This window comes from Allobosea sp. TAB14, assembly GCF_052113865.1.
GTDB classification, from domain to species: domain Bacteria; phylum Pseudomonadota; class Alphaproteobacteria; order Rhizobiales; family Beijerinckiaceae; genus Allobosea; species Allobosea spartocytisi.
In genome coordinates this window covers 1-18,950 of the sequence record NZ_JBFRDQ010000008.1, presented here as the reverse complement: position 1 = coordinate 18,950, position 18,950 = coordinate 1, and the positions used below count along the sequence as shown (strand labels likewise).

Sequence of the window (18,950 nt, the reverse complement as noted above, 5' to 3'; positions counted from 1 at the left end):
CAGGCTCGGCGGTTGCGCCGAGCCTCTGTCCGGCAGTGGCCGGCGTCTCGGCCCGGCCGATGCGCGCCGTCAGGCGATGAAAGGTTTGCAGGTTGGCGAAGCCAGTCAAAGTCCGGACCAGCGGCAAACGGCGACCAACTTCGGCCGACACGACCGATCATCAGATCAGCGGCAGCGGCGATCTGGCCTCCGATATCCAGATCAAGGTGCGCGATGCCATCCGCAAAGGCACGCTTCCCATCGGCGAGCGCGTCACGGAGGTCGATCTCGCGGCCCGTTTCGGCGTGTCGCGTACGCCCGTGCGCGATGCCATCCTTCGTCTCGAAGCCGACGGCTTGCTGACGAACGAGCCCCGGCGCGGGTTGATCGTCTCCAACCTCAACCATCAGCAGGTGGTCGAACTTTATTTTATGAGGGAGGTGCTCGAGGGCGCAGCAGCGCGCCTGGCGGCCCAGAGCGCCAGCGACATCGAGCTGGAAACGATCTCCGCCCTGAGCGCGCTCGAATCCGAGCCGGGCGTAACCCTCGACGCTCTCAGCGATATAAACGTCAAAATCCACAACATGATCGCGCTTGCCGCGCATAACCGCTATCTGCTCCGCAGCCTGACGCAACTCGGCATCACGATGTCCCTCTTGCCGAGTCTCCTCGCAATGGGCGATCGCGCGCGATCTGCGGCGTCGGAGCATCGCGCCATCGTCGCGGCATTGTTGGAGCGCGACAGCGAGCGCGCCGAATCCGCCGCCCGCGCCCATGTACGGTCGTCCTTGCAGCACCGCCTGTTGCAGACGATCGGCAGACTACAGAACTAGACGAAACTCCCCAGAGAGCATCAGGCCGCGAGGGGCGCCGGCCGGTCCGGAATTTGGGCGAAGGCGATGCCCTCCAGGATAGGCTTTGTCGTTCTGAGCACCGCGGCGGTGGCTGCGCCTTCCCGTCGGTCGATGACGACCTCGATGCGCCCCGACGGATGCTCGATCGTCACGCTGCGGGGCAGGCTGGCCTCTCCGACGAGACGATGCGCCAGCGTGCCCGGCGTGCCGCAGGCCGTGCCGAGACCGACGGCGCCGGTCACGGCGAAAGCCTTGTGGCAGGAGTGCGGCATGAAGTAGCGCGCCGTGAGCGTACCGCCTTTCTGCGGCGGCCCGATCAACACGGGTTTTGGAATGACGAGGCCGGACACGTCTCCCAGCCCCATTCGCCTGCCGGCTTCCAGTCGGATCCTCTCCAGACGATTCATCAACGACCGGTCGCCATCCAAGTCCGCCGGCAACTCGCCGCCGGTCTTCCCCAGCGCGGTGGCTTCGATCACGACCAGAGGCATCGCAGCGTCGATACAGGAGACTTCGACGTCGTCGATTCTGTCGACGGCCGATCCCGTCGGCAACAGCATTCCGGTCTTGGCGCCAGCGACGCCTAGAAATTCCAGTTCGACCGGCGCGCCGCTGCCTGGAACGCCGTCGATGACCGTGTCGCCATCGTAAGTGGGCCGCCCGTCAGGGGTCAGCACCGTGGCGGCGATGAGTTGGCCGGTGTTGACGTTGTGAATGACGACGCGTGTGCGGCCGATTTGGCCCTGAACGAGTCCCTTCTCTATGGCAAAGGGCGCAACCGTCGACAGCATGTTCCCGCAGTTCGGGGAGGTGTCGACGATCCTTTCGATGACCTTCACCTGGGCGAAGAGATAGTCGACATCGGCGCGGGGGTGAGTCGATGGCCCCACGATGGCGACCTTGCTTGTCAGAGGGTTGCCGCCACCGAGCCCGTTGATCTGAAGCTCATTGCCCGACCCCAAGACCGACAGCAAAATCTCGCCACGCAGAGTGGGATCGGCCGGCAGGTCGGAAGCGAGGAAAACAGGACCGCGCGACGTGCCGCCGCGCATGAGTGTGCATGGAATGCGAAGTTGGGTCGCCATCGCGGCTCCTTCCAGCAGCTTCCGCCGAGATCGACGGCAACTGGAAAAGCGATATCTGCCACCCCCATCATGTTGTGAAATGCAAAAATTTCGATCATTGATCGGCAATGCGCATCAATTTTGAACTGCTCGATATACGCGCCTTTCTCGCCGTGCTCGAGCTGGGCGGCTTCCACAAAGCGGCTGAGATGCTCAACATCTCGCAGCCCGCCCTGTCCCGTCGCGTGCAGGCGCTGGAAGCCGCGGTCGGCGCGCCGCTGCTGGAAAGAACGACGCGCAGAGTCGGACCCACGAGCGTCGGCCGGTCCTTCGCGCCGCTGGCCCGTCGCCTGCTCGACGAATTTGAGGAATCTCTGCTCGGCATCACGGGTGTCGCCGGGCGGCAGTACGGTCAGGTCACCATCGCCTGCGTGCCGACGGCCGCCTTCTACTTCCTGCCACGCGCCATCGAGTCGTTCAGCGCGATCTATCCGCTGATCCGCTTTCGTATCCTCGATCTGTCCGCAAATGACGGCCTGGAGAGCGTGGCACGGGGCGAAGCCGAATTCGGCATCAATCTTCTCGGCAGTTCGGACCCTGACCTGGCTTTCACACCGCTCGTCGAGGACCCATTCGTCCTCGCATGCAGGCGTGATCATCCGCTCGCCGCTCGGCAGGAGCTGGCCTGGAAGGATCTTGCCGACCAGACGCTCATCGGGGTCAGCCGCGCCAGCGGCAACCGCATGATCCTGGAAAGCGCTCTCGCCAAGGAGGGCGTGGGGCTGACGTTCAAGTTCGAAGTCAACCACCTGACGACGTCGCTCGGACTGGTCGAGCGCGGTCTTGGCGTCTCGGTGCTGCCCCGGCTCGCGACGCCACCGCAGGATCACCCCGTCATTGCGACGAAGGCAATCGGCGCACCGCCGGTATCGCGAACGATCGGCCTGGTCGAGCGGCGGAAAGCGCGCCTTGCACCTGCGGCCCAACGCTTCAGGGACATGCTGATCCACACCTGGAATGCGAACCCGCGATCGAACTTTCTATAATTGATAGGGATACCGCATCAATCGGATCAATTATCGCATTTCTCAAATTCGCCCTTTGCGTTGAAAGAAGCTCCGATAACGGGGCCACCAGTCGCCCTGACTTTGGGAGGGACGAATGATGCATCTGACTCGCAGGAGCTTGGTTCTGGGCGCGGCTTCTCTGGCGGCAGGGAGCGCGCTCAGCACCGTCRCACGGTCGCAGGCTGCCTTTCCCACGCGGCCGATGAAGTTGCTTGTCCCCTATGCGTCCTGCTCGCCAGGACTGCAGGCTTCGATGCGGTCCACGTTCCCTATCGCGGGGCCGGGCCAGCTTTGACGGACCTCCTCGCCGGACAGACCGACTTCATGGTGACGACCGTTCCGTCGGTGCTTGGTCTGATCGAGGGCAAGTCCGTGCGGCTGCTGGCCGTCACAAGCCCGCAGCGCACCAAGCTCTTCCCCGAGACTCCGACCGTGGCCGAACTCGGCTGGCCGGATTACCGGGCAACGGCCTGGTACGGGCTCGTCGTGCCGAAGGGCACCCCGGAGTCCATCGTCAAGGCTCTTCGTGACGCCACGGTCAGCACGATCAACAACGACACGATCAAGGAGCGCCTGCGCAACGAAGGCGCGGAGCCGATCGGCAACGAACCGGCAGCCTTCGCCGAGATGATGCGTGCCGAATCCAGGCGCTGGGCAGAGCTGGTCAAGAGCGCGAACATGTCGATCTGAAACGCCGCAAACGCCTGACGTTATCGGGCCTGGCAGGATCGCGCCTTGCGATCCTGCGCCTTTGCCGACGCCGCGCCGGCCGCACATCGGCYGCAAGGCGGCATGGCGTTGCGCATGTTCGACTGTCCGCATGCTTTCCGCGAGTGGTGTCACTGGCCAGCCGCGCTCCTGACGCGCCACAGGCCGCTTCTCGCGATCAACTCGGCGGCCCCGCCTCCCGAGGCCGAGCCCCCGCCCGACTGCGCCCTCCGACACATCGTTACCGAGCGCGGCAGCTGCCTGTTCGCGACAAATTGAGCTCTATTGAATTCATTTGCATGCAGAAGTAGACAGACGCGCCCTGCCGCGCATATCGGTACAGCGCACACGGTTGTCGTCGCCATCTGGTCTCTCGGAGAATTGCGGATGCTGGTCCAGCACATTGCGGAGCGTTCCGTTGCCCTCGATCCGCACAGCTTCGATCCGATGGCTCGCAAATGGGCCAAGGACGCCATCGCGGACATGATCGGCTGCGCCCTGCTGGGCGCACGGACAGCGACGACGGACATCGCGCTAGCCACCTCACCGAATGCCGGGGATTGCCTCGTGCTCGGCCGTAAGGCACGGATCGGCCGCCTCGAAGCAGCCTATGTCAACGCCACGTCCGGCCACGCGCTCGATTACGACGACACGAGCAAATCGCTCTCCGGCCACCCGACCGTCATCATCATCCCGGCACTGCTGGCCCTCGCCGAGCAGYGCGACGCGACAGGAGCCGAGCTGCTCGACGCCTATATCGTCGGTGTCGAGACTGCGACCCGCATCGCGCGAGGCGTCAATTTCCATCACTACGAGAAGGGGTGGCATCCGACGGCCACGCTCGGAATATTCGGCGCGGCTGCGGCCTGCGGGAGGCTGCTCRCCCTCCCCGCCGATAGGCTCGCCCATGCGCTGGCGACGGCCGCATCCTTCGCCAGCGGCGTCAAAGCGAATTTCGGCACGCAGACCAAGCCGCTGCATGCCGGCTTCGCCGCGCGCAACGGGCTGTTCGCCGCTCTTCTCGCCGCAGGAGGCGTGCCGGCTTCGCCAGAAGCCTTCGAGCATCCCCAGGGATTTCTCGAGGTCTTCAACGGCACGGGCCATTTCAACGCGGATCGCATGCTGGAAGCGTGGGGGCAGCCGCTCGATCTGCTGGCGCCGGGGATTTCCATCAAGAAATACCCGTGCGTCTACAGCGTGCATGGTGCGATCGATGCCGCCATCGAACTCCGGCGCCGCGAGAGTTTGACCGCCGACAGCATCGCCGCGGTGACAGTGCGGATGCACCGCAGACGCCTGCTACCGCATGTACGCAACCCCGCGACCAGCGCGCTCAACGCCAAGTTTTCGATGCCCTACGCGGTCGCGCGAGGGTTGGTGAACGGCGCCGTAACGCTTTCGCATTTCGAGGATGACGCGCTCTATGATCCGCAGGTCACGCGCGTGATGGAACTCATCGGCGTAGACGAGCATAGCGACGACGCCAACGACTATGGCGCCGAAATCGTCGTCGTCCTGAGCGATGGCACCCGCCTCACTGCGTCGGTGTCTTCCCCTCTCGGCCGTGGGCCGGAAGCCCCGCTGCCGGACGGCATGTTGCGGGCGAAATACACCGATTGCGCCGGCCGCGCGCTGACGGCCGCAGGAATCGAAGCCAGCTTCGACATGCTCATGCGGCTCGAAGATCTCGACAGCGTCCCTGAACTGACCGCGCTGATCCAAGAATCCAGCTGCGTCTGACCGGCCCGGCCCAGCCTTTTGAGCGACGAGGACTCCATGAGCTTCGCATTCGAACTTGCAGGGCGCGCCAGCGCCATAACGCTCGATACGATGCCGCCGGAAGCGGGCCGCGTGGCGGCGCGCGCCTTCGCGGATACGATCGGGACCGCGCTGGCCGGATGCCGGGCAGGCTTTCTTGACGGCATCGAGCGAGCGCTGGAGATTGCCGCCGATGCCGGCCCCGCGACCAAGATCGGCCGCCCCGGGCGCTGCCACCCGCTGCAGGCCGCTGTCATCAACGGTACGGCGGCGCATGCTCTCGACTTCGACGATTGCAGCACCACCATGGGTGGCCACCCTTCGGCGCCAGTCGTGCCCGCGCTGCTTGCGCTCGCGCAGGATCGCGGCTCTTCCGGACGAGCTGTCCTGTCGGCCTATCTCGCAGGCGTTGAGCTGGAATTGCGGCTCGCCAGGGCGGTGATGCCGCATCACTACGAGAAAGGCTGGCATCCGACCGCCACGCTCGGCGTATTCGGCGCCGCCACGGCGAGCGCCCATCTGCTGGGCCTCGATCCGGAGCGCATGGCCACGGCACTGGCGATCGCGGTATCGATGGCAAGCGGCCTCAAGTCCAATTTCGGGACGCCGATCAAGCCCCTCCATGTCGGTCAGGCCGCCTATAACGGATTGCTCGCTGCAACACTCTCCGAGCAGGGCGTCACGGCCAGCCATTCAGCCTTCGAACACGAATACGGCTTCTTCAACGTGTTGAACGGCGCCGGAACCTTCGATCCGCAGAGGGCGCTTGGCGACTGGCTGACTTCGCCGGACGTTCTCTCGCCCGGCATTGCGATCAAGCAGCACCCCTGCTGCGGCAGCGCACATTCCGCCATCGATGCGGCATTGACCCTGCACCGCCGGCACGGCCCCTTCAGGTCCGGTGAGATCACGGCGATCGAGACCTGGACCCACCGGCGCCGGCTCGCCCACACCGATCGTCCCCGGCCGAAGACCGGGCTCGAAGCGAAGTTCAGCGTCCAATTTTTGACCGCCAAGGCGCTGACGGCCGGCATTGTCCGCCTCGGCGACTTCGACGACAGCACCTTCCTCGACGCCGATACGGCGTCCCTTGCCGCTCTGACTCGGTCCATCGCCCATGACGAGCCGAACGAGTATCTCGGCCGCGTCAAGGTCACGCTCGGCGACGGACGCGTCGTCGAAGCCTCGGCCTCGACCGAGTTCGGCCGCGGGCCGCTCAATCCGATGTCGGACGACGAGCTGGAGGCCAAGTTCGTCGATTGCGCCGGCGCGAGCCTGGACGAGGAGCGCGCTCGCAGCCTGTTCCGCGCCATTCTCGCGCTCGATCAGGCGCCCAGCATCGAAGGCATCATGACCGCGACCCAGCAAGGATGAAGACGATGCTCAAAATCTACGGACGCCGCGATTCATCGAATTGCGCGAAGGCCTTCTGGGCCCTCGACGAGCTCGGGGTGGGCTACGAGCTGATCGCGTGCGGCGGGCGGTTCGGCGGCACGGACGCGATCGATTACCGCGCGTTCAACCCGCATGGGAAGGTGCCGACCGTCGTCGATGATGGCGCCGTCGTCTGGGAATCGAATGCGGTTCTGCGCTACCTGGGCCATCGCTACGGCAAGGGGGCGATCTGGCCGCCGGACGCGGCAGGACGTGCGAGCGCCGACCAGTGGATGGATTGGGGAGCCACCGCCTTCGTGCCGGCGATGGGCAAGATCCGAACCGCCTTGAAGGCCGAGGACGCGGCGGCGGCGGAAGCGGCTCTCAAGGCGTTGACGGCCCACGCCGCGCTGCTCGACCGACATTTCCAAGCAAACGACTATCTCGCCGGCCCGTCCCTGACACTGGCGGACATCGCCCTGGCGCCCGCTGTCCACCGCTGGTTCCTCGTCCCGCTAGCCCGTCCCGATCTGCCGTCGCTGGCGGCCTATCGCGAGCGTCTCGCTGGCCGTGACGGATACAGGCGGCATGTCGCGGAAGCGCTGAGCTGATGAAACCGCGGCATGCGCCGGCATGAACGCCGTTCAACCGCGCGTACCCGTGCTCGCATGGGCGCGCAGCATGATGCTCATGCGATGCTGCTGCGACGAGCGCACCTGAGCCTTGATCAGGCTTTCCGCAGCCAGCCCGTCCCGGCGCAGCAATGCTTCGGTTATCTCGCGGTGCTGCCGATGCAATACGGCCGCACGGCCGTTCTCGCCGATCAGCGTCGGCAGCAGCGACATCGTGACCGAGAGCTGGTTGAGGCTGCGCAGCAGGTAGCGATTATGCGATGACAGGGCCAGCAGATGACGGAAATTGCGGTTGATCTCGGACATCCGCTGGACGTCATCCAGGGCGCCAGCCTCGGCCTCGACAAGCCCCGCGAACGTAGCAAGCTCGATCTCGCTGGCCGCCTGCGCAGTCAGCCGCGCCGCGGCGCCTTCGAGCACTTCGCGCATGAAGTAGAGCTCGACAATCTGTTGATGGTCGAGATCGGTGACGATCAGGCCGCGGCGCGGCTCGTTGGTCAGCAGGCCATCGGTCTCGAGCCTGGCGATGGCTTCATGCACCGGGGTCCGCKACATGCCCAGGATCGTTGCCAGGCCGATCTCCGTCACGCGCTCGCCGATGGCGAGTTCGCCCTTCTGAAYGAGGGCGCGGATGCGCTCATACGCATCAAAGACGAGGTCGCGACCTCCGGTCGACGCCCTTTTCGGCAACTTGGTCATCGTCTGTCTTCGGCTCCGTTATGCCGCACCCCGACCGCAGCCCGATCAGCTKCTTCCTTCCTATGCAAAAGGACGCCGCCTGAACAGGCGACGCACAGCGACAGAAGGAAAGGCCGCGATAAATTTGATTGCACTCTGTAAAATGCAATTGTATGCATTTACATGCCGAATGTCGAGAAGCGCGCGCTTCTGTCCGTGCTCGCATCGGCTCGTCAGGAAAGAGTGACGCATGAGCCTTTCGCCCCCATCCGACATCGCCTCGAGCCAGCCCGCCGCCGCGACGGACGGCCACCGGAACCGCAGGCTCGGCCCGGATACCGTCATCTGCCATGCCGGGCGCGATCCCTCGGCGCATTTCGGCGTCGTCAATCCACCGGTGTTTCATGCCTCCACCATCCTGTTTCCGACGCTGGCGGCGCTCGACACCAAGGCCGAAGCGAAGGTCCGCTACGGTCGGCGCGGAACGCCGACGACCTTCGCGCTGGAGGATGCGGTCTCGGCGCTGGAAGAGGCGGCCGGCACAGTGCTTACCCCGTCCGGCGCCAATGCCATTTCCACGACGCTGCTCGCCCATCTGGATCCCGGCGATCACGTCTTGATCGCAGACAATGTCTACGGGCCCTGTCGTCACTGCGGTAACGACGTCCTGCGCCGCTTCGGCGTCGAGGTCGAATTCTACGATCCGCTGGTCGGCTCCGGTATCGACAGGTTGATCAAGCCGAACACGCGGCTGATCTGGATGGAGGCGCCTGGGTCGCTGACATTCGAGATGACGGACATCACGGCCATCGTCGCCGCGGCCAGGCCGCGAGGCATCGTAACCGTCGTCGACAACACCTGGTCCGGCGGCGTTTTCTTCAAGCCGCTGACGCTGGGCGTCGACATCTCCGTCCAGGCCGGCACGAAATATATTTCAGGTCATTCCGACCTGATGCTCGGCACGATCTCGTGCTCCGAGACGAGCTATGAGCGCGTCAAGGGCTTCGCGCAGCGGCTCGGCATCTGTGTCGGTCCGGACGATGCCTATCTCGCGCAACGAGGTCTGCGCACCATCTCGGTCAGGATGCGGCAGCACCACGCCAACGCGCTCGAACTGGCCAACTGGCTCGCGAAGCGGCCCGAAGTGACGCGCGTCATGTATCCGGCTCTTCAGACCGACCCCGGCCACGAACTTTGGAAGACGCATTTCACCGGCGCGTCCGGGCTGTTCGGCTTCGTCATCCGCGAGACGGACCGCCGGCGGCTGGCGGCGATGGTCGACGGTCTGCGCCTGTTCGGCATGGGATCGAGCTGGGGCGGCTATGAAAGCCTGCTGCTTCCCACCGATCCGCGCATCCTGCGTTCGGCCACGACCTGGCGCGAACCTGGCCAGTGTATGCGCGTGCATGTCGGCCTCGAGGACGTTTCCGACCTGATCGACGATCTCGAACGGGGTTTTGAGCGGCTCGGTCGCTGAACGAGGAATCTCGCACGCCTATGCGCAGGGACATGCGGATGGCGGCGTCGCTGGTCGCCGCGCTCCGCAGGGCCGCTTCATAACAAGGGGAGTCAGAATATGCGTTTCGCATTCGGTTTCGCCGGCGCCATCGCCGCCCTTCTCTGCACCGCCATTCTTCCGGCCGAGGCTGGCCAGGGCGACACGCTCAAGGCCATTCGCGAGCGCGGCGAAGTCCTTTGCGGCGCCCATCCGGGCCGCTACGGCTTCGCCGCTCCCGACGACAAGGGGCGCTGGTCCGGCTTCGAGGTCGATCTTTGTCGGGCACTCGGTGCGGCGATCTTCGGCAGCGGTGAAAAGGTCCGCTTCGTCGCGCTGTCGAGCCAGCAACGATTCCCCGCTATTCAGGCCGGCGAAGTCGACGTGCTGGCGCGCAATACGACGGCGACCTTGACGCGCGATACCGCGCTCGGACTCAATTTCTCGCCGCCGGTCTTCTATACCGGCCTCGGCTTCATGGTCCGCAAGGATGCCGGCGTGAAGACGGTCGAGGATCTGAACGGCGCCACCATCTGCATGGCGCCCGGCAGCACGACCGAGCAGGCCGTCGCCAGGCTCTTCACCCAGCATGGGCTCAAATACACGCCGATCGTGATCGAGAACAACAAGGAGCTCGCCAGCGCCTATGTCGCCGGCCGCTGCGATGCACTCGCCAAGGATCGCGACGCGCTGCCGGGCGTACGGATGTACGACGCGCCGCAGCCCGAGGAGCATGTCATCCTCGAAGGGACCTTCTCCAAGGAGCCGCTCGCACTCGCCGTCCGTCACGGTGACGACCAATGGTACGACATCGTGAAATGGGTGATGTACGGCCTGATGGAGGCCGAAGAAAACAAGGTAAGCCAAGCCAATGTCGACGAGATGACGAAGTCCAAGGACCCCTATGTCCAGGACCTTCTCGGCGTCACCGGTGATTACGGCCCCAAGCTCGGGCTCGACAAGAAATGGCTCTACTGGGTCGTCAAGTCCGTAGGCAACTACGGGGACATCTACGAGCGCCACTTCGGCGACAAGACGAAACTGCCGCTGCCGCGCGGACACAACAAGCTCTGGACCGAGGGCGGACTGCTCTACGGGCTCCCGGTCAAGTGACGCGTCCGCGCCGCGGGGTAACAAGACATGACGAGCATTGACCGGAGCCTCGCGGCCAGCGGGCCGATACGGGCCGATATACGCGCCCGGCAGGCCGCAAAACCGCCGCGCCGCAGGCTGAGCTGGGGCGATCCTTTCACACGGGGCTTGATCTATCAGGCCGGCCTCGCAATCTTGCTCGCGCTGGGCATCTATGCGCTCTACAGCAACGTCTCCGAGAACCTCCAGCGGCAGAACATCGCCACCGGCTTCAGCTTCCTGGAGCAGCTAGCGCGGTTCAATATCGGCGAGTCGCCGATCCCCTATAGTGCCAGCGATACCTATGGCCGAGCCTTGCTGGTCGGCGTACTCAACACCCTCCGCGTCGCCGCGGTCGCCATCGTGTTCGCCACTGTGCTCGGCGTCGCCGCGGGCGTGGCCCGGGCCTCGCGCAATGTGGTGATTTCGACGCTCGCCGGCACCTATGTGGAGCTGGCGCGGAACGTGCCGATCATCCTGCATGTCCTGCTGTGGTCTTCGATCATCCGTAACCTGCCGCCGCCGCGGCAGGCGCATGATCTGCTCGGCATCGGCTTCATCAGTAACCGCGGATTGACAGTGCCCTTGCCCGGCTTCGGCACCTCCGGCGGGACGATCATGATCGCTCTCGGCGTCGCCGTGCTTTCCGCATTCGCCGCGGCGCGGTTGGCACGCCGCTATGGCGAGCGCACGGGCCGATATGTCGAACCGATCGTACCGGCGCTGGCCGTGCTTGTCGCGCTGCCGCTTCTGACCTGGCTCGTAACGGGCGCCCAGTTCACGCCCGATATCCCGCAGCGACGTGGTTTCGGCTTCACGGGTGGTTTGACGCTCTCGCCCGAGTTCTTCGCTTTGGCCATCGGCCTGACGATATACACCGGCGCCTTTATCGCCGAGATCGTTCGCGGAGGCATTCAGGCTGTGCCGAAAGGCCAGGTCGAGGCGGCACGCGCGCTCGGTTTGCACCCATTTTCGATCATGACCCGCATCGTCCTGCCGCAGGCGCTGCGCGTGATCGTGCCGCCGCTGTCGAGCCAGTTCCTCAGCCTGACCAAGAACAGCTCGCTGGGCGTCATCATCGGCTATCCCGAACTCGTGAACATCGGCAACACCGTCATGAACCAGACCGGACAGGCGATGGAAATGGTCACGATCATGATGCTGATCTACTTCACGCTGAGCCTGATCACGTCGCTGCTCATGAACTTCTACAACAGCCGCGTCGCGTTGAAGGGGCGCTGAGATGGCCAATACACTTCAGCCGCTGGTGAGCGGCCGCCGCAACGCTCTCGACTGGTGGCTCCGCGAGCGTGTATGGCCTTCGCCGTTCCACATCTTGCTGAGCTTTGCGACCCTGGCTCTGGTGGTACCGATCTGCGTCAAGATCGCGAATTGGGCGATCTTCGATGCCGTGTTCGTCTCCACCGGGCCGGAGAGTTGCCGCGATGCTTTCGGCGCCTGCTGGGCGGTGATCGCGGAAAAGCACCGGGTCATCCTGTTCGGGCTCTACCCATTCGACGAGCAATGGCGCCCGACCCTGGCCGTGGCCCTCTACCTGATCACCGTCATCGTCACGCTGACGCCGCGGTTCTGGTCGCTGCGCCTGCTGGTCCCGCTCTGGACGATCACCGTCTTCGTCATCGGCGCGCTGATGTATGGTGGAATCGGGCCGCTGCGCATCGTGCCGACCACCGAATGGGGCGGCCTCGCCCTGACGATGATCATGTTCTCCGGAACCGTGATCCTCGGCTTCCCGATCGCGGTGCTGCTCGCGCTCGGCCGGCGCTCGCATCTGGCGCTGCTGCGCTCCGTCAGCGTCGTGCTGATCGAAACGCTGCGCGGGGTGCCGCTGATCACGATCCTTTTCGTCGCGGTCAATGTCTTCCCGCTGTTCCTGCCGGCCGGCACGAACGTCGACAAGCTGTTGCGCGTGACCATCGGCATCGCAATCTTCTTCGCGTGCTACCAGGCCGAGACGATCCGCGGAGGCCTGCAGGCCGTGCCGGAGGGGCAATATGAAGCCGCCAAGGCCCTGGGCCTGCGCTATTGGCAGATGACCGGCCGCATCATCCTGCCTCAGGCTCTGCGCATCGCCTTTCCGGCCATCATGAACCATGTCATCGCCGCGATGAAGAATACGTCGTTCGTGATGATCATCGGCCTGTTCGACATCCTGACTGCAACAACGGCAGTCATGCAGGACCCGGTCTGGCGGAAATACTATGTCGAAGCCTACACCTTCGTCGGCTTCGTCTACTTCGCCTTCGGCTTCGCGCTTTCGATCTATGCGCGCCTGATGGAACGCCGGATGAACAAGGGGTATGTCTCGTGAGCGCTCTCGCAAATCATGTGGAAGAGGCACGCCAAGCGCCATCGCTTGCCGTCAGCATCCAGGGGTTGTGCAAATGGTATGGCTCCGTCCAGGTCCTGCATGATATCGATCTCGAGGTCGCCGCCGGCGAGAAGATCGTCATCTGCGGCCCCTCGGGCTCCGGAAAATCCACACTCATCCGCTGCATTAATGGCCTCGAGAGTCATCATGCAGGCCGCATCGTCGCCAATGGCGTCGAGCTTGACGGGCGCACCCGCGGCTTGGAGGCGATCCGCCGCGAAGTCGGCATGGTCTTCCAGAGCTTCAACCTGTTTCCGCATCTGACCATCCTGGAGAATCTGACGATCGCGCCGATGCTGGTGCGCGGCACGCGCCGGCGGGAAGCCGAGGCTCTGGCCATGAACTACCTCGAGCGCGTCCATATTCCCGAGCAGGCACGGAAATTCCCGCTTCAGCTCTCAGGCGGGCAGCAGCAGCGCGTCGCCATCGCGCGGGCGCTGTGCATGCAGCCGAAGATCATGCTGTTCGACGAGCCGACCTCGGCGCTCGATCCCGAGATGATCAAGGAGGTGCTCGACGTCATGCTGGAACTCGCCGACACCGGCATGACGATGCTGGTCGTAACCCACGAGATGGGCTTCGCGCGCACGGTGGCGGACCGCGTCGTTTTCATGGCCGACGGCCGGAAGGTCGAGGAAGGCGCACCGAATCGCATCTTCGACCACCCGCAAACCGAACGAGCCCATGCATTCTTCAGACAGGTCCTGAAGCATTGAGATGTGTCGACCAGCGCACGCGCTGACGCGTCGCCGCTGGTCGATGCGGGCCAGAAGCGGCCTAAGGGCTCGACAGCGCCGCCTTGCGCTTGCCCGGCCGCCCCGAAAGGCGCGGCCGGGAGGCGAAGCCCGATCGCCGAGCTTACCTTGAGCCCCTATTTGGCAAGGCCCTTCCTGGCCAACCAGTCGTCGATCAGCTGAGCGACCTCCAGATTGTTCTTGTCCATCATCATCATGTGCGAATTGCCTTTGATGCCGACGGAAGGAAGATTCACGACATCGACCGAGCCGCCGGCCGCCTTGATGCGATCGCCGAAATCGGTCGCGGTCTTGCGGATCGTCGGCCAGCGCGAATCCTGCTCGATATAGTCCCCGAACAGCATCAGTACCGGGATCTCCTTCAGGACATCGGCCTTGGCCGGGTCGCCGATACCCGCAGGCTCGACCGCGACAAGCGCCTTGACCTTGTCGGGGCGGGCCTGTGCGACCTTAAAGCCGAACTGCCCCGCCTGGCTGTGGAAGGCGATCACGCAGGGGCAGACCTTGTCGACCTCGGCGATATAGGCATCGATGATCATCTGGTCGGTGCTGGTCCAGCGCGGCACGATCTGTTTGACGAAATTGTCGTAGCCCTCGGCCGGAAACTGGCTGCCCGGCAGGTATTTGCGCTTGGCGGGGTCGGGGTTGAAGCCGCCCGCCGGCTCCCCGATGCGGAAGCGCTCGAACGGGTTCGCGGTCGTGAGGAAGAGCGGCTCTCCGGGGATGACGTCCGGATACATCGCCCAACTCGAACGCCCACGCTCCACGGCGTCCGAGTTGTAGACCGACCACCCCTTGCGCAGGAAAAACTCGAGCCAGCCCTCCCGGCCATCGGGCGTCGTCTCGAAATTCACGCCGGTCATGCCCCCGCCATGCCAGAGTAGCAGAGGCACCTTGCCCCGCTCCTTCTGCGGCAGAAAATACTGAACATACATCTGGCCGGTCTGATAGGTGCCGTTCGGATCGACCTTGGCCGGTGTGCCACCAGGCGTGAAGACGACTTCCTTGACCTGGCGTCCTGAAATTTCGACGAGTTTTCCGCCGACATGAAACGAGCCCATCGCCCGTAGGGCGAGCGGTTCCTGCATGGTTTGCGCGTGAGCCGCTCCCCCCAACCCCAAACCGAGCCCAAATGCAGCCGTCGCGAACTTACGAAACATAAAACCTCCCTGCTCAAGCCTTTATGGCAGACATCACCGACCGGTTTTCCCAATCGGACGGCGAGCATGGGGGGTGTCGGTGTTGAGCAGAAATGCAAATACCGAAGCGATTGATCCTCGATGCGGATCGCTCGCAAGAGTGCAACCGGATACAGCATCGATCGCACGGTCTGTGCCGACGCCTCCGGCCGGCCGGAAGGTCGGCAAAAGCAGAGCTTGCTTTTTCGACACTGGTCGAGCTCGGTTTGCCGATCTTCAATCGAGCCGATCAGGCAGCTTGAAAACGCCCGCAGCTTTGGCGCAAAGCCTGTCTTCCACGCAAATCTCGAGGCTGCGCGGATCGCGCGTCCGACCCGCTCGCGCAGCGAGTCCAGGAGTTCACGGAATCGTGCGACCTCGGTCAGATTGGTCGGTGGCCGATGGCCGGGGATGACCGTTTCCACATCCTGTGGGAGCGCCGTCGAAAGACTTCCTCGCCATGACCCCGCCCGGCGCTTGCCGGACGGTCTCTTCGCCCCTATCCCCATCTCCTGCCGCGAGACGCTCCGATGCCCACGCAAAGCCAGTCCGGCACCTCAGCGAAATCGGGCGAACGCTCGCCGTCCCGGCAGGCCCTGCGCGGGCTCGACGCTCTGAACTTCTTCCTCGCCGACGTGCGCGACGGGTTGGGGCCCTATCTCGCGATCTATCTGATCGCCGTGCGCGGCCCGGAGCAGGGCTGGAACGAGGCGACCGTCGGTCTCGTCATGACCATCGCCGGCATCGTCGGCCTGCTCGCCCAGACCCCGGCCGGAGCGCTAATCGACAAGGGCCGCCACAAGCCGGCGATCGTCATCGCCTCCGCGATCGCGGTCACGCTGTCGTGCCTGGCGCTTCCCTTCATCAGCAATTTCTACCTGGTCGTCGGCACGCAATCGGTCGCCGCAATCGCGGGCGCGATCTTCCCGCCGGCGCTGGCTGCGATCACGCTCGGCCTCGTCGGGCCGAAGCTGTTCTCCAAGCGCATCGGCCGCAACGAGGCCTTCAACCATCTCGGCAATGCGGCCTCGGCCGCGATCGCAGGCGCGACCGCCTATTTCTTCGGGCCGATCGTGGTGTTCTGGCTCATGGCCGTGCTCGCGGTCCTCAGCATCGGCGCCATGCTGATGGTTCCGGAGAAGGAGATCGACGACGATCTCGCCCGCGGTCTCGACGAGGCCGTCGACGACGAGAAGCCGTCCGGCCTCAAGGCCCTGCTGCAGAACCGCTATCTCATGCTGTTCGCGCTGATCTGCGCCATCTTCCACCTCTCCAATGCCGCGATGCTCACCTCCGTCGGCCAATTGCTCACCCGCGTCGCCGGCAAGGAGCAGGCGACCTCGCTGATCGCGATCTGCATCGTCGCGGCCCAATGCGTCATGGTGCCGATGGCGATCATGGTCGGCGCCAAAGTCGATGCCTGGGGCCGCAAGCCGATCTTCCTCGTCGCCTTCGGCGTGCTGGCGCTGCGCGGCGCGCTCTATGTCGTCTCGGACAACCCGTTCTGGCTGGTCGCTGTCCAGGCGCTGGACGGCGTCGGCGCCGGCATCTTCGGCGCGCTGTTTCCCATCGTGGTGGCGGACCTGACGCGAGGCACCGGCCGCTTCAACGTCTCGCAAGGGGCTGTGGCGACGGTCCAGGGCGTCGGGGCCTCGCTCTCCGCTTCGCTAGCGGGCGTGATCATCGTCACCGCCGGCTATTCCATCGCCTTCTTGACGCTCGCAGCCATCGCGGTCTGTGGTCTCGTCCTCTATCTCGTTGCCATGCCGGAGACCCGCGGCTATGAGCCGCCGACCGACCACGGCGCCCGCCCGGCGCCGGCGGCGAGCGAGAGAATGGCCTGATCTCACATGACCGGCTGGGGCCTCAACGCGACACAGATCCTCGCGATCACGATCTTCCTCGTGACCTATGTCGCCATTGCGATCGGCCGGATGCCCGGCTTGCGGGTCGACCGGGCGGGAGCGGCGCTGATCGGCGCCGCGCTCATGGTCGGCTGCGGCGTGCTCTCGCTCGAGGATGCCTATCGCGCGATCGACCTCGATACCATCACGCTGCTGCTCGGCATGATGATCGTCGTCGCCAATCTGCGGCTCTCGGGCTTCTTCCGCATGGTCACCGGCTGGGCCGCCGGCCGGGCGCGGCATCCGGTGCTGCTGCTTGCGGTCGTGGTGATGACGACCGGCGTGCTCTCGGCCTTCCTCGTCAACGACGCGATCTGCCTGGTGATGGCGCCGATCGTGATCACGCTGACCCGCGCGCTCGACCGCAACCCGGTGCCCTATCTCATCGCCGTGGGTCTATGCCGAGATCGACGGGCCACTCCTGCTGATGTTCGCCGGGCTCTTCGTCGTGGTGCGGGGGCTTGAGCACGCTGTGTTGACGCCCGACCTGCTGGCGCAGGCCACCCGCCTCGACCTCGGCAACACCGCGATCCTGACCGGCGTGACGGCGATCCTGTCTAACCTCGTCAGCAACGTCCCCGCGGTTCTCGTGCTGAAGCCCTTCATCGAGCATCTGCACGATCCCCAGCGCGCCTGGGTCGTCGTGGCGATGGCCTCGACGCTCGCCGGCAATTTTACGCTGCTGGGCTCCGTCGCCAACCTGATCGTCGCCGAGCGTGCCGCCAAGGACGGCATCACCATCGATTTCTGGACCTATTTCAGGATCGGCGCGCCGCTCACCCTCGCGACGCTGGCGATCGGCGTTTTCGTTCTCTCGTAGCCTCAATCAACGGTTTCATCTTACATGGGGCATCGAAAATTTCAGATTGGGCAACGGCGCAGTCACATCGGGGCGGCCAATCCAGTCTGCGAAATCGCGATAAGAGTCCTGCCACTGGACTACCCGTAGGGACGGACGAGACGTCAGCAGCACGGCAGATCCAGCAGGCGCGGACAAAACGAATTCTGCGGAGCTGTCCAGCATGCGGTCAATCGCATGAGTGCTATCACGCGATGCGTGGCGGGGTTGATCGGGCCGGTTGCAGAAACCCTGCCTGAGAAGTGCTGCGATTCTGTATTGAGCTGATGAGGCGAGCAGCCGGAACCGAGTTACGGTTCCCACCATTCCGTTGCGATCTTTGAGACAGCGCCACGGACCCGAGCGCGATGCGTCAAGAGCCGACGTCGAAGCTTCTGCCCTGAACCGGACATTCGTGATCGATTGGGATGAGCGCGCTTCTCGGCTGGCCGTGGACGCCGACGGCTCGCTCCACGCCACTTTAAGAGCGCGCCGAAAAGCGCTCCAGCTCCGCAGTCAGGTTATGGCTTTCGCCCCGAGCCTCATCGAGCGCGAGCCGGCTCTCGAGATCGTTGAGATGCTCGCTCATCTGAGCGATCGCACCTGTCTTGTCCCCGCGAGCCACCGCTTCAATGATCTGACGATGATGATCGGCGCCGCACTGATCGCCGTTTTTTCGTCGGTATAGGGCATCGACCAGCGAAATGCGGGCGAGAACTTTCTCCGGCAGTTCAAGCAGCACGGGATTCCCGCTGAGCCTGGCCCGCTACGTCGGCGCCTATCGGCTCAGCACTGAGCGCGCACGGATGTTTCCGATGTGGCAGGCGGCGCTGGCCCATGCGCTGCTTCTCGACCATGACGGCCTCAACGGTCGGCAGGCGGCGGGGCGCGATCGGTGGCGCGAACCTTCGCTGTTGCTCGCCGACGCCCCTATCGGCACCCGCCGACCTTCTACGGAGCGCGGCGAGCCTCTACGCGAACAGGAGCGGCCCAGTCGGGAGCTCTAAATCATGCCCGCCGAGTGGCCCAGAGGCGGGCGGGAGCGGTGTGGGTGCTGATCGCGGCGATCGTGCTGCCGCCGGGGCGGGAACGGGGCGAGATGTTTGCGACGCTGGACGGCGAGCTCGGCACAATCCTTGAGTG

General features: G+C 64.7%; 15 protein-coding genes and 2 pseudogenes. 13 read left to right on the top strand and 4 right to left on the bottom strand.

Annotated elements, in window-relative coordinates; all coding sequences use genetic code 11:
- Positions 1-92 precede the first annotated feature (92 nt).
- A complete protein-coding gene (locus tag AB4Y99_RS02290; RefSeq protein WP_197062741.1) occupies positions 93-812 on the top strand; it encodes a GntR family transcriptional regulator in 720 nt (239 codons plus the stop codon).
- Positions 813-832: 20 nt separating this feature from the next.
- Here AB4Y99_RS02290 and AB4Y99_RS02285 read toward each other — a convergent pair whose 3' ends face one another.
- Positions 833-1,918, bottom strand: a complete 1,086-nt coding sequence (locus AB4Y99_RS02285) for a 4-oxalomesaconate tautomerase (protein WP_441522214.1) — start codon at positions 1,916-1,918, stop codon at positions 833-835.
- A gap of 107 nt (positions 1,919-2,025) precedes the next feature.
- On the opposite strand from AB4Y99_RS02285, the gene AB4Y99_RS02280 reads away from it, so the two are divergent.
- The 5 genes from AB4Y99_RS02280 to AB4Y99_RS02260 all read left to right on the top strand — a co-directional run bounded on the left by AB4Y99_RS02280 (position 2,026) and on the right by AB4Y99_RS02260 (position 7,415).
- A complete protein-coding gene (locus AB4Y99_RS02280; protein WP_038362676.1) occupies positions 2,026-2,943 on the top strand; it encodes a LysR family transcriptional regulator in 918 nt (305 codons plus the stop codon).
- Positions 2,944-3,654, top strand: coding sequence for a Bug family tripartite tricarboxylate transporter substrate binding protein (locus tag AB4Y99_RS02275; RefSeq protein ID WP_441522213.1), 711 nt, complete (start codon positions 2,944-2,946; stop codon positions 3,652-3,654). It begins immediately after the preceding gene.
- Between the two features lie 405 nt (positions 3,655-4,059).
- Entirely contained in the window at positions 4,060-5,412 is a 1,353-nt protein-coding gene (locus AB4Y99_RS02270) for an MmgE/PrpD family protein (RefSeq protein WP_441522212.1), read from the top strand.
- 36 nt (positions 5,413-5,448) lie between these two features.
- Positions 5,449-6,804, top strand: a complete 1,356-nt coding sequence (locus AB4Y99_RS02265) for an MmgE/PrpD family protein (protein ID WP_441522211.1) — start codon at positions 5,449-5,451, stop codon at positions 6,802-6,804.
- Positions 6,801-7,415, top strand: coding sequence for a glutathione S-transferase family protein (locus tag AB4Y99_RS02260; RefSeq protein WP_441522210.1), 615 nt, complete (start codon positions 6,801-6,803; stop codon positions 7,413-7,415). Before AB4Y99_RS02265 ends, AB4Y99_RS02260 begins: the two co-directional genes overlap by 4 nt.
- A 33-nt stretch (positions 7,416-7,448) precedes the next feature.
- Here AB4Y99_RS02260 and AB4Y99_RS02255 read toward each other — a convergent pair whose 3' ends face one another.
- The gene (locus AB4Y99_RS02255) at positions 7,449-8,135 is read right to left on the bottom strand and encodes a GntR family transcriptional regulator (RefSeq protein WP_441522209.1); all 687 of its coding nucleotides are present in this window, start codon (positions 8,133-8,135) and stop codon (positions 7,449-7,451) included.
- A 229-nt stretch (positions 8,136-8,364) separates the two neighbouring features.
- Here AB4Y99_RS02255 and metC point away from each other — a divergent pair, with 229 nt between their 5' ends.
- From metC to AB4Y99_RS02230, 5 genes are all read left to right on the top strand, one after another.
- Positions 8,365-9,591 carry a cystathionine beta-lyase gene (metC, locus tag AB4Y99_RS02250; RefSeq protein ID WP_441522208.1) on the top strand — a complete coding sequence of 409 codons (1,227 nt, stop codon included), beginning with the start codon at positions 8,365-8,367 and terminating at the stop codon, positions 9,589-9,591.
- A 99-nt stretch (positions 9,592-9,690) separates the two neighbouring features.
- Positions 9,691-10,722, top strand: a complete 1,032-nt coding sequence (locus AB4Y99_RS02245) for an amino acid ABC transporter substrate-binding protein (protein WP_038362666.1) — start codon at positions 9,691-9,693, stop codon at positions 10,720-10,722.
- 27 nt (positions 10,723-10,749) lie between these two features.
- A complete protein-coding gene (locus AB4Y99_RS02240; protein ID WP_441522207.1) occupies positions 10,750-11,982 on the top strand; it encodes an amino acid ABC transporter permease in 1,233 nt (410 codons plus the stop codon).
- A 1-nt stretch (position 11,983) separates the two neighbouring features.
- Entirely contained in the window at positions 11,984-13,072 is a 1,089-nt protein-coding gene (locus AB4Y99_RS02235; RefSeq protein ID WP_441522206.1) for an amino acid ABC transporter permease, read from the top strand.
- Positions 13,069-13,848: an amino acid ABC transporter ATP-binding protein gene (locus tag AB4Y99_RS02230; protein ID WP_441522205.1), complete on the top strand. Its 780-nt coding sequence runs from the start codon at positions 13,069-13,071 to the stop codon at positions 13,846-13,848. Before AB4Y99_RS02235 ends, AB4Y99_RS02230 begins: the two co-directional genes overlap by 4 nt.
- A 155-nt stretch (positions 13,849-14,003) precedes the next feature.
- Here the strand turns inward: AB4Y99_RS02230 and AB4Y99_RS02225 are convergent, their stop codons facing one another.
- Positions 14,004-14,975 carry an alpha/beta hydrolase gene (locus tag AB4Y99_RS02225; RefSeq protein WP_112761609.1) on the bottom strand — a complete coding sequence of 324 codons (972 nt, stop codon included), beginning with the start codon at positions 14,973-14,975 and terminating at the stop codon, positions 14,004-14,006.
- A 620-nt stretch (positions 14,976-15,595) separates the two neighbouring features.
- Between AB4Y99_RS02225 and AB4Y99_RS02220 the strand changes: the two genes are divergently transcribed.
- Together AB4Y99_RS02220 and AB4Y99_RS02215 are read left to right on the top strand one after the other, a co-directional pair.
- Positions 15,596-16,909 (top strand): MFS transporter, encoded by a 1,314-nt coding sequence (locus AB4Y99_RS02220; protein ID WP_441522204.1) that lies wholly within the window; start codon positions 15,596-15,598, stop codon positions 16,907-16,909.
- 6 nt (positions 16,910-16,915) lie between these two features.
- Positions 16,916-17,789 (top strand): annotated as a pseudogene (locus AB4Y99_RS02215) (SLC13 family permease).
- A gap of 499 nt (positions 17,790-18,288) precedes the next feature.
- Here the strand turns inward: AB4Y99_RS02215 and AB4Y99_RS02210 are convergent.
- A pseudogene (locus AB4Y99_RS02210) lies at positions 18,289-18,558 on the bottom strand (FCD domain-containing protein); the annotation flags it as partial.
- Positions 18,559-18,950: the final 392 nt, after the last annotated feature.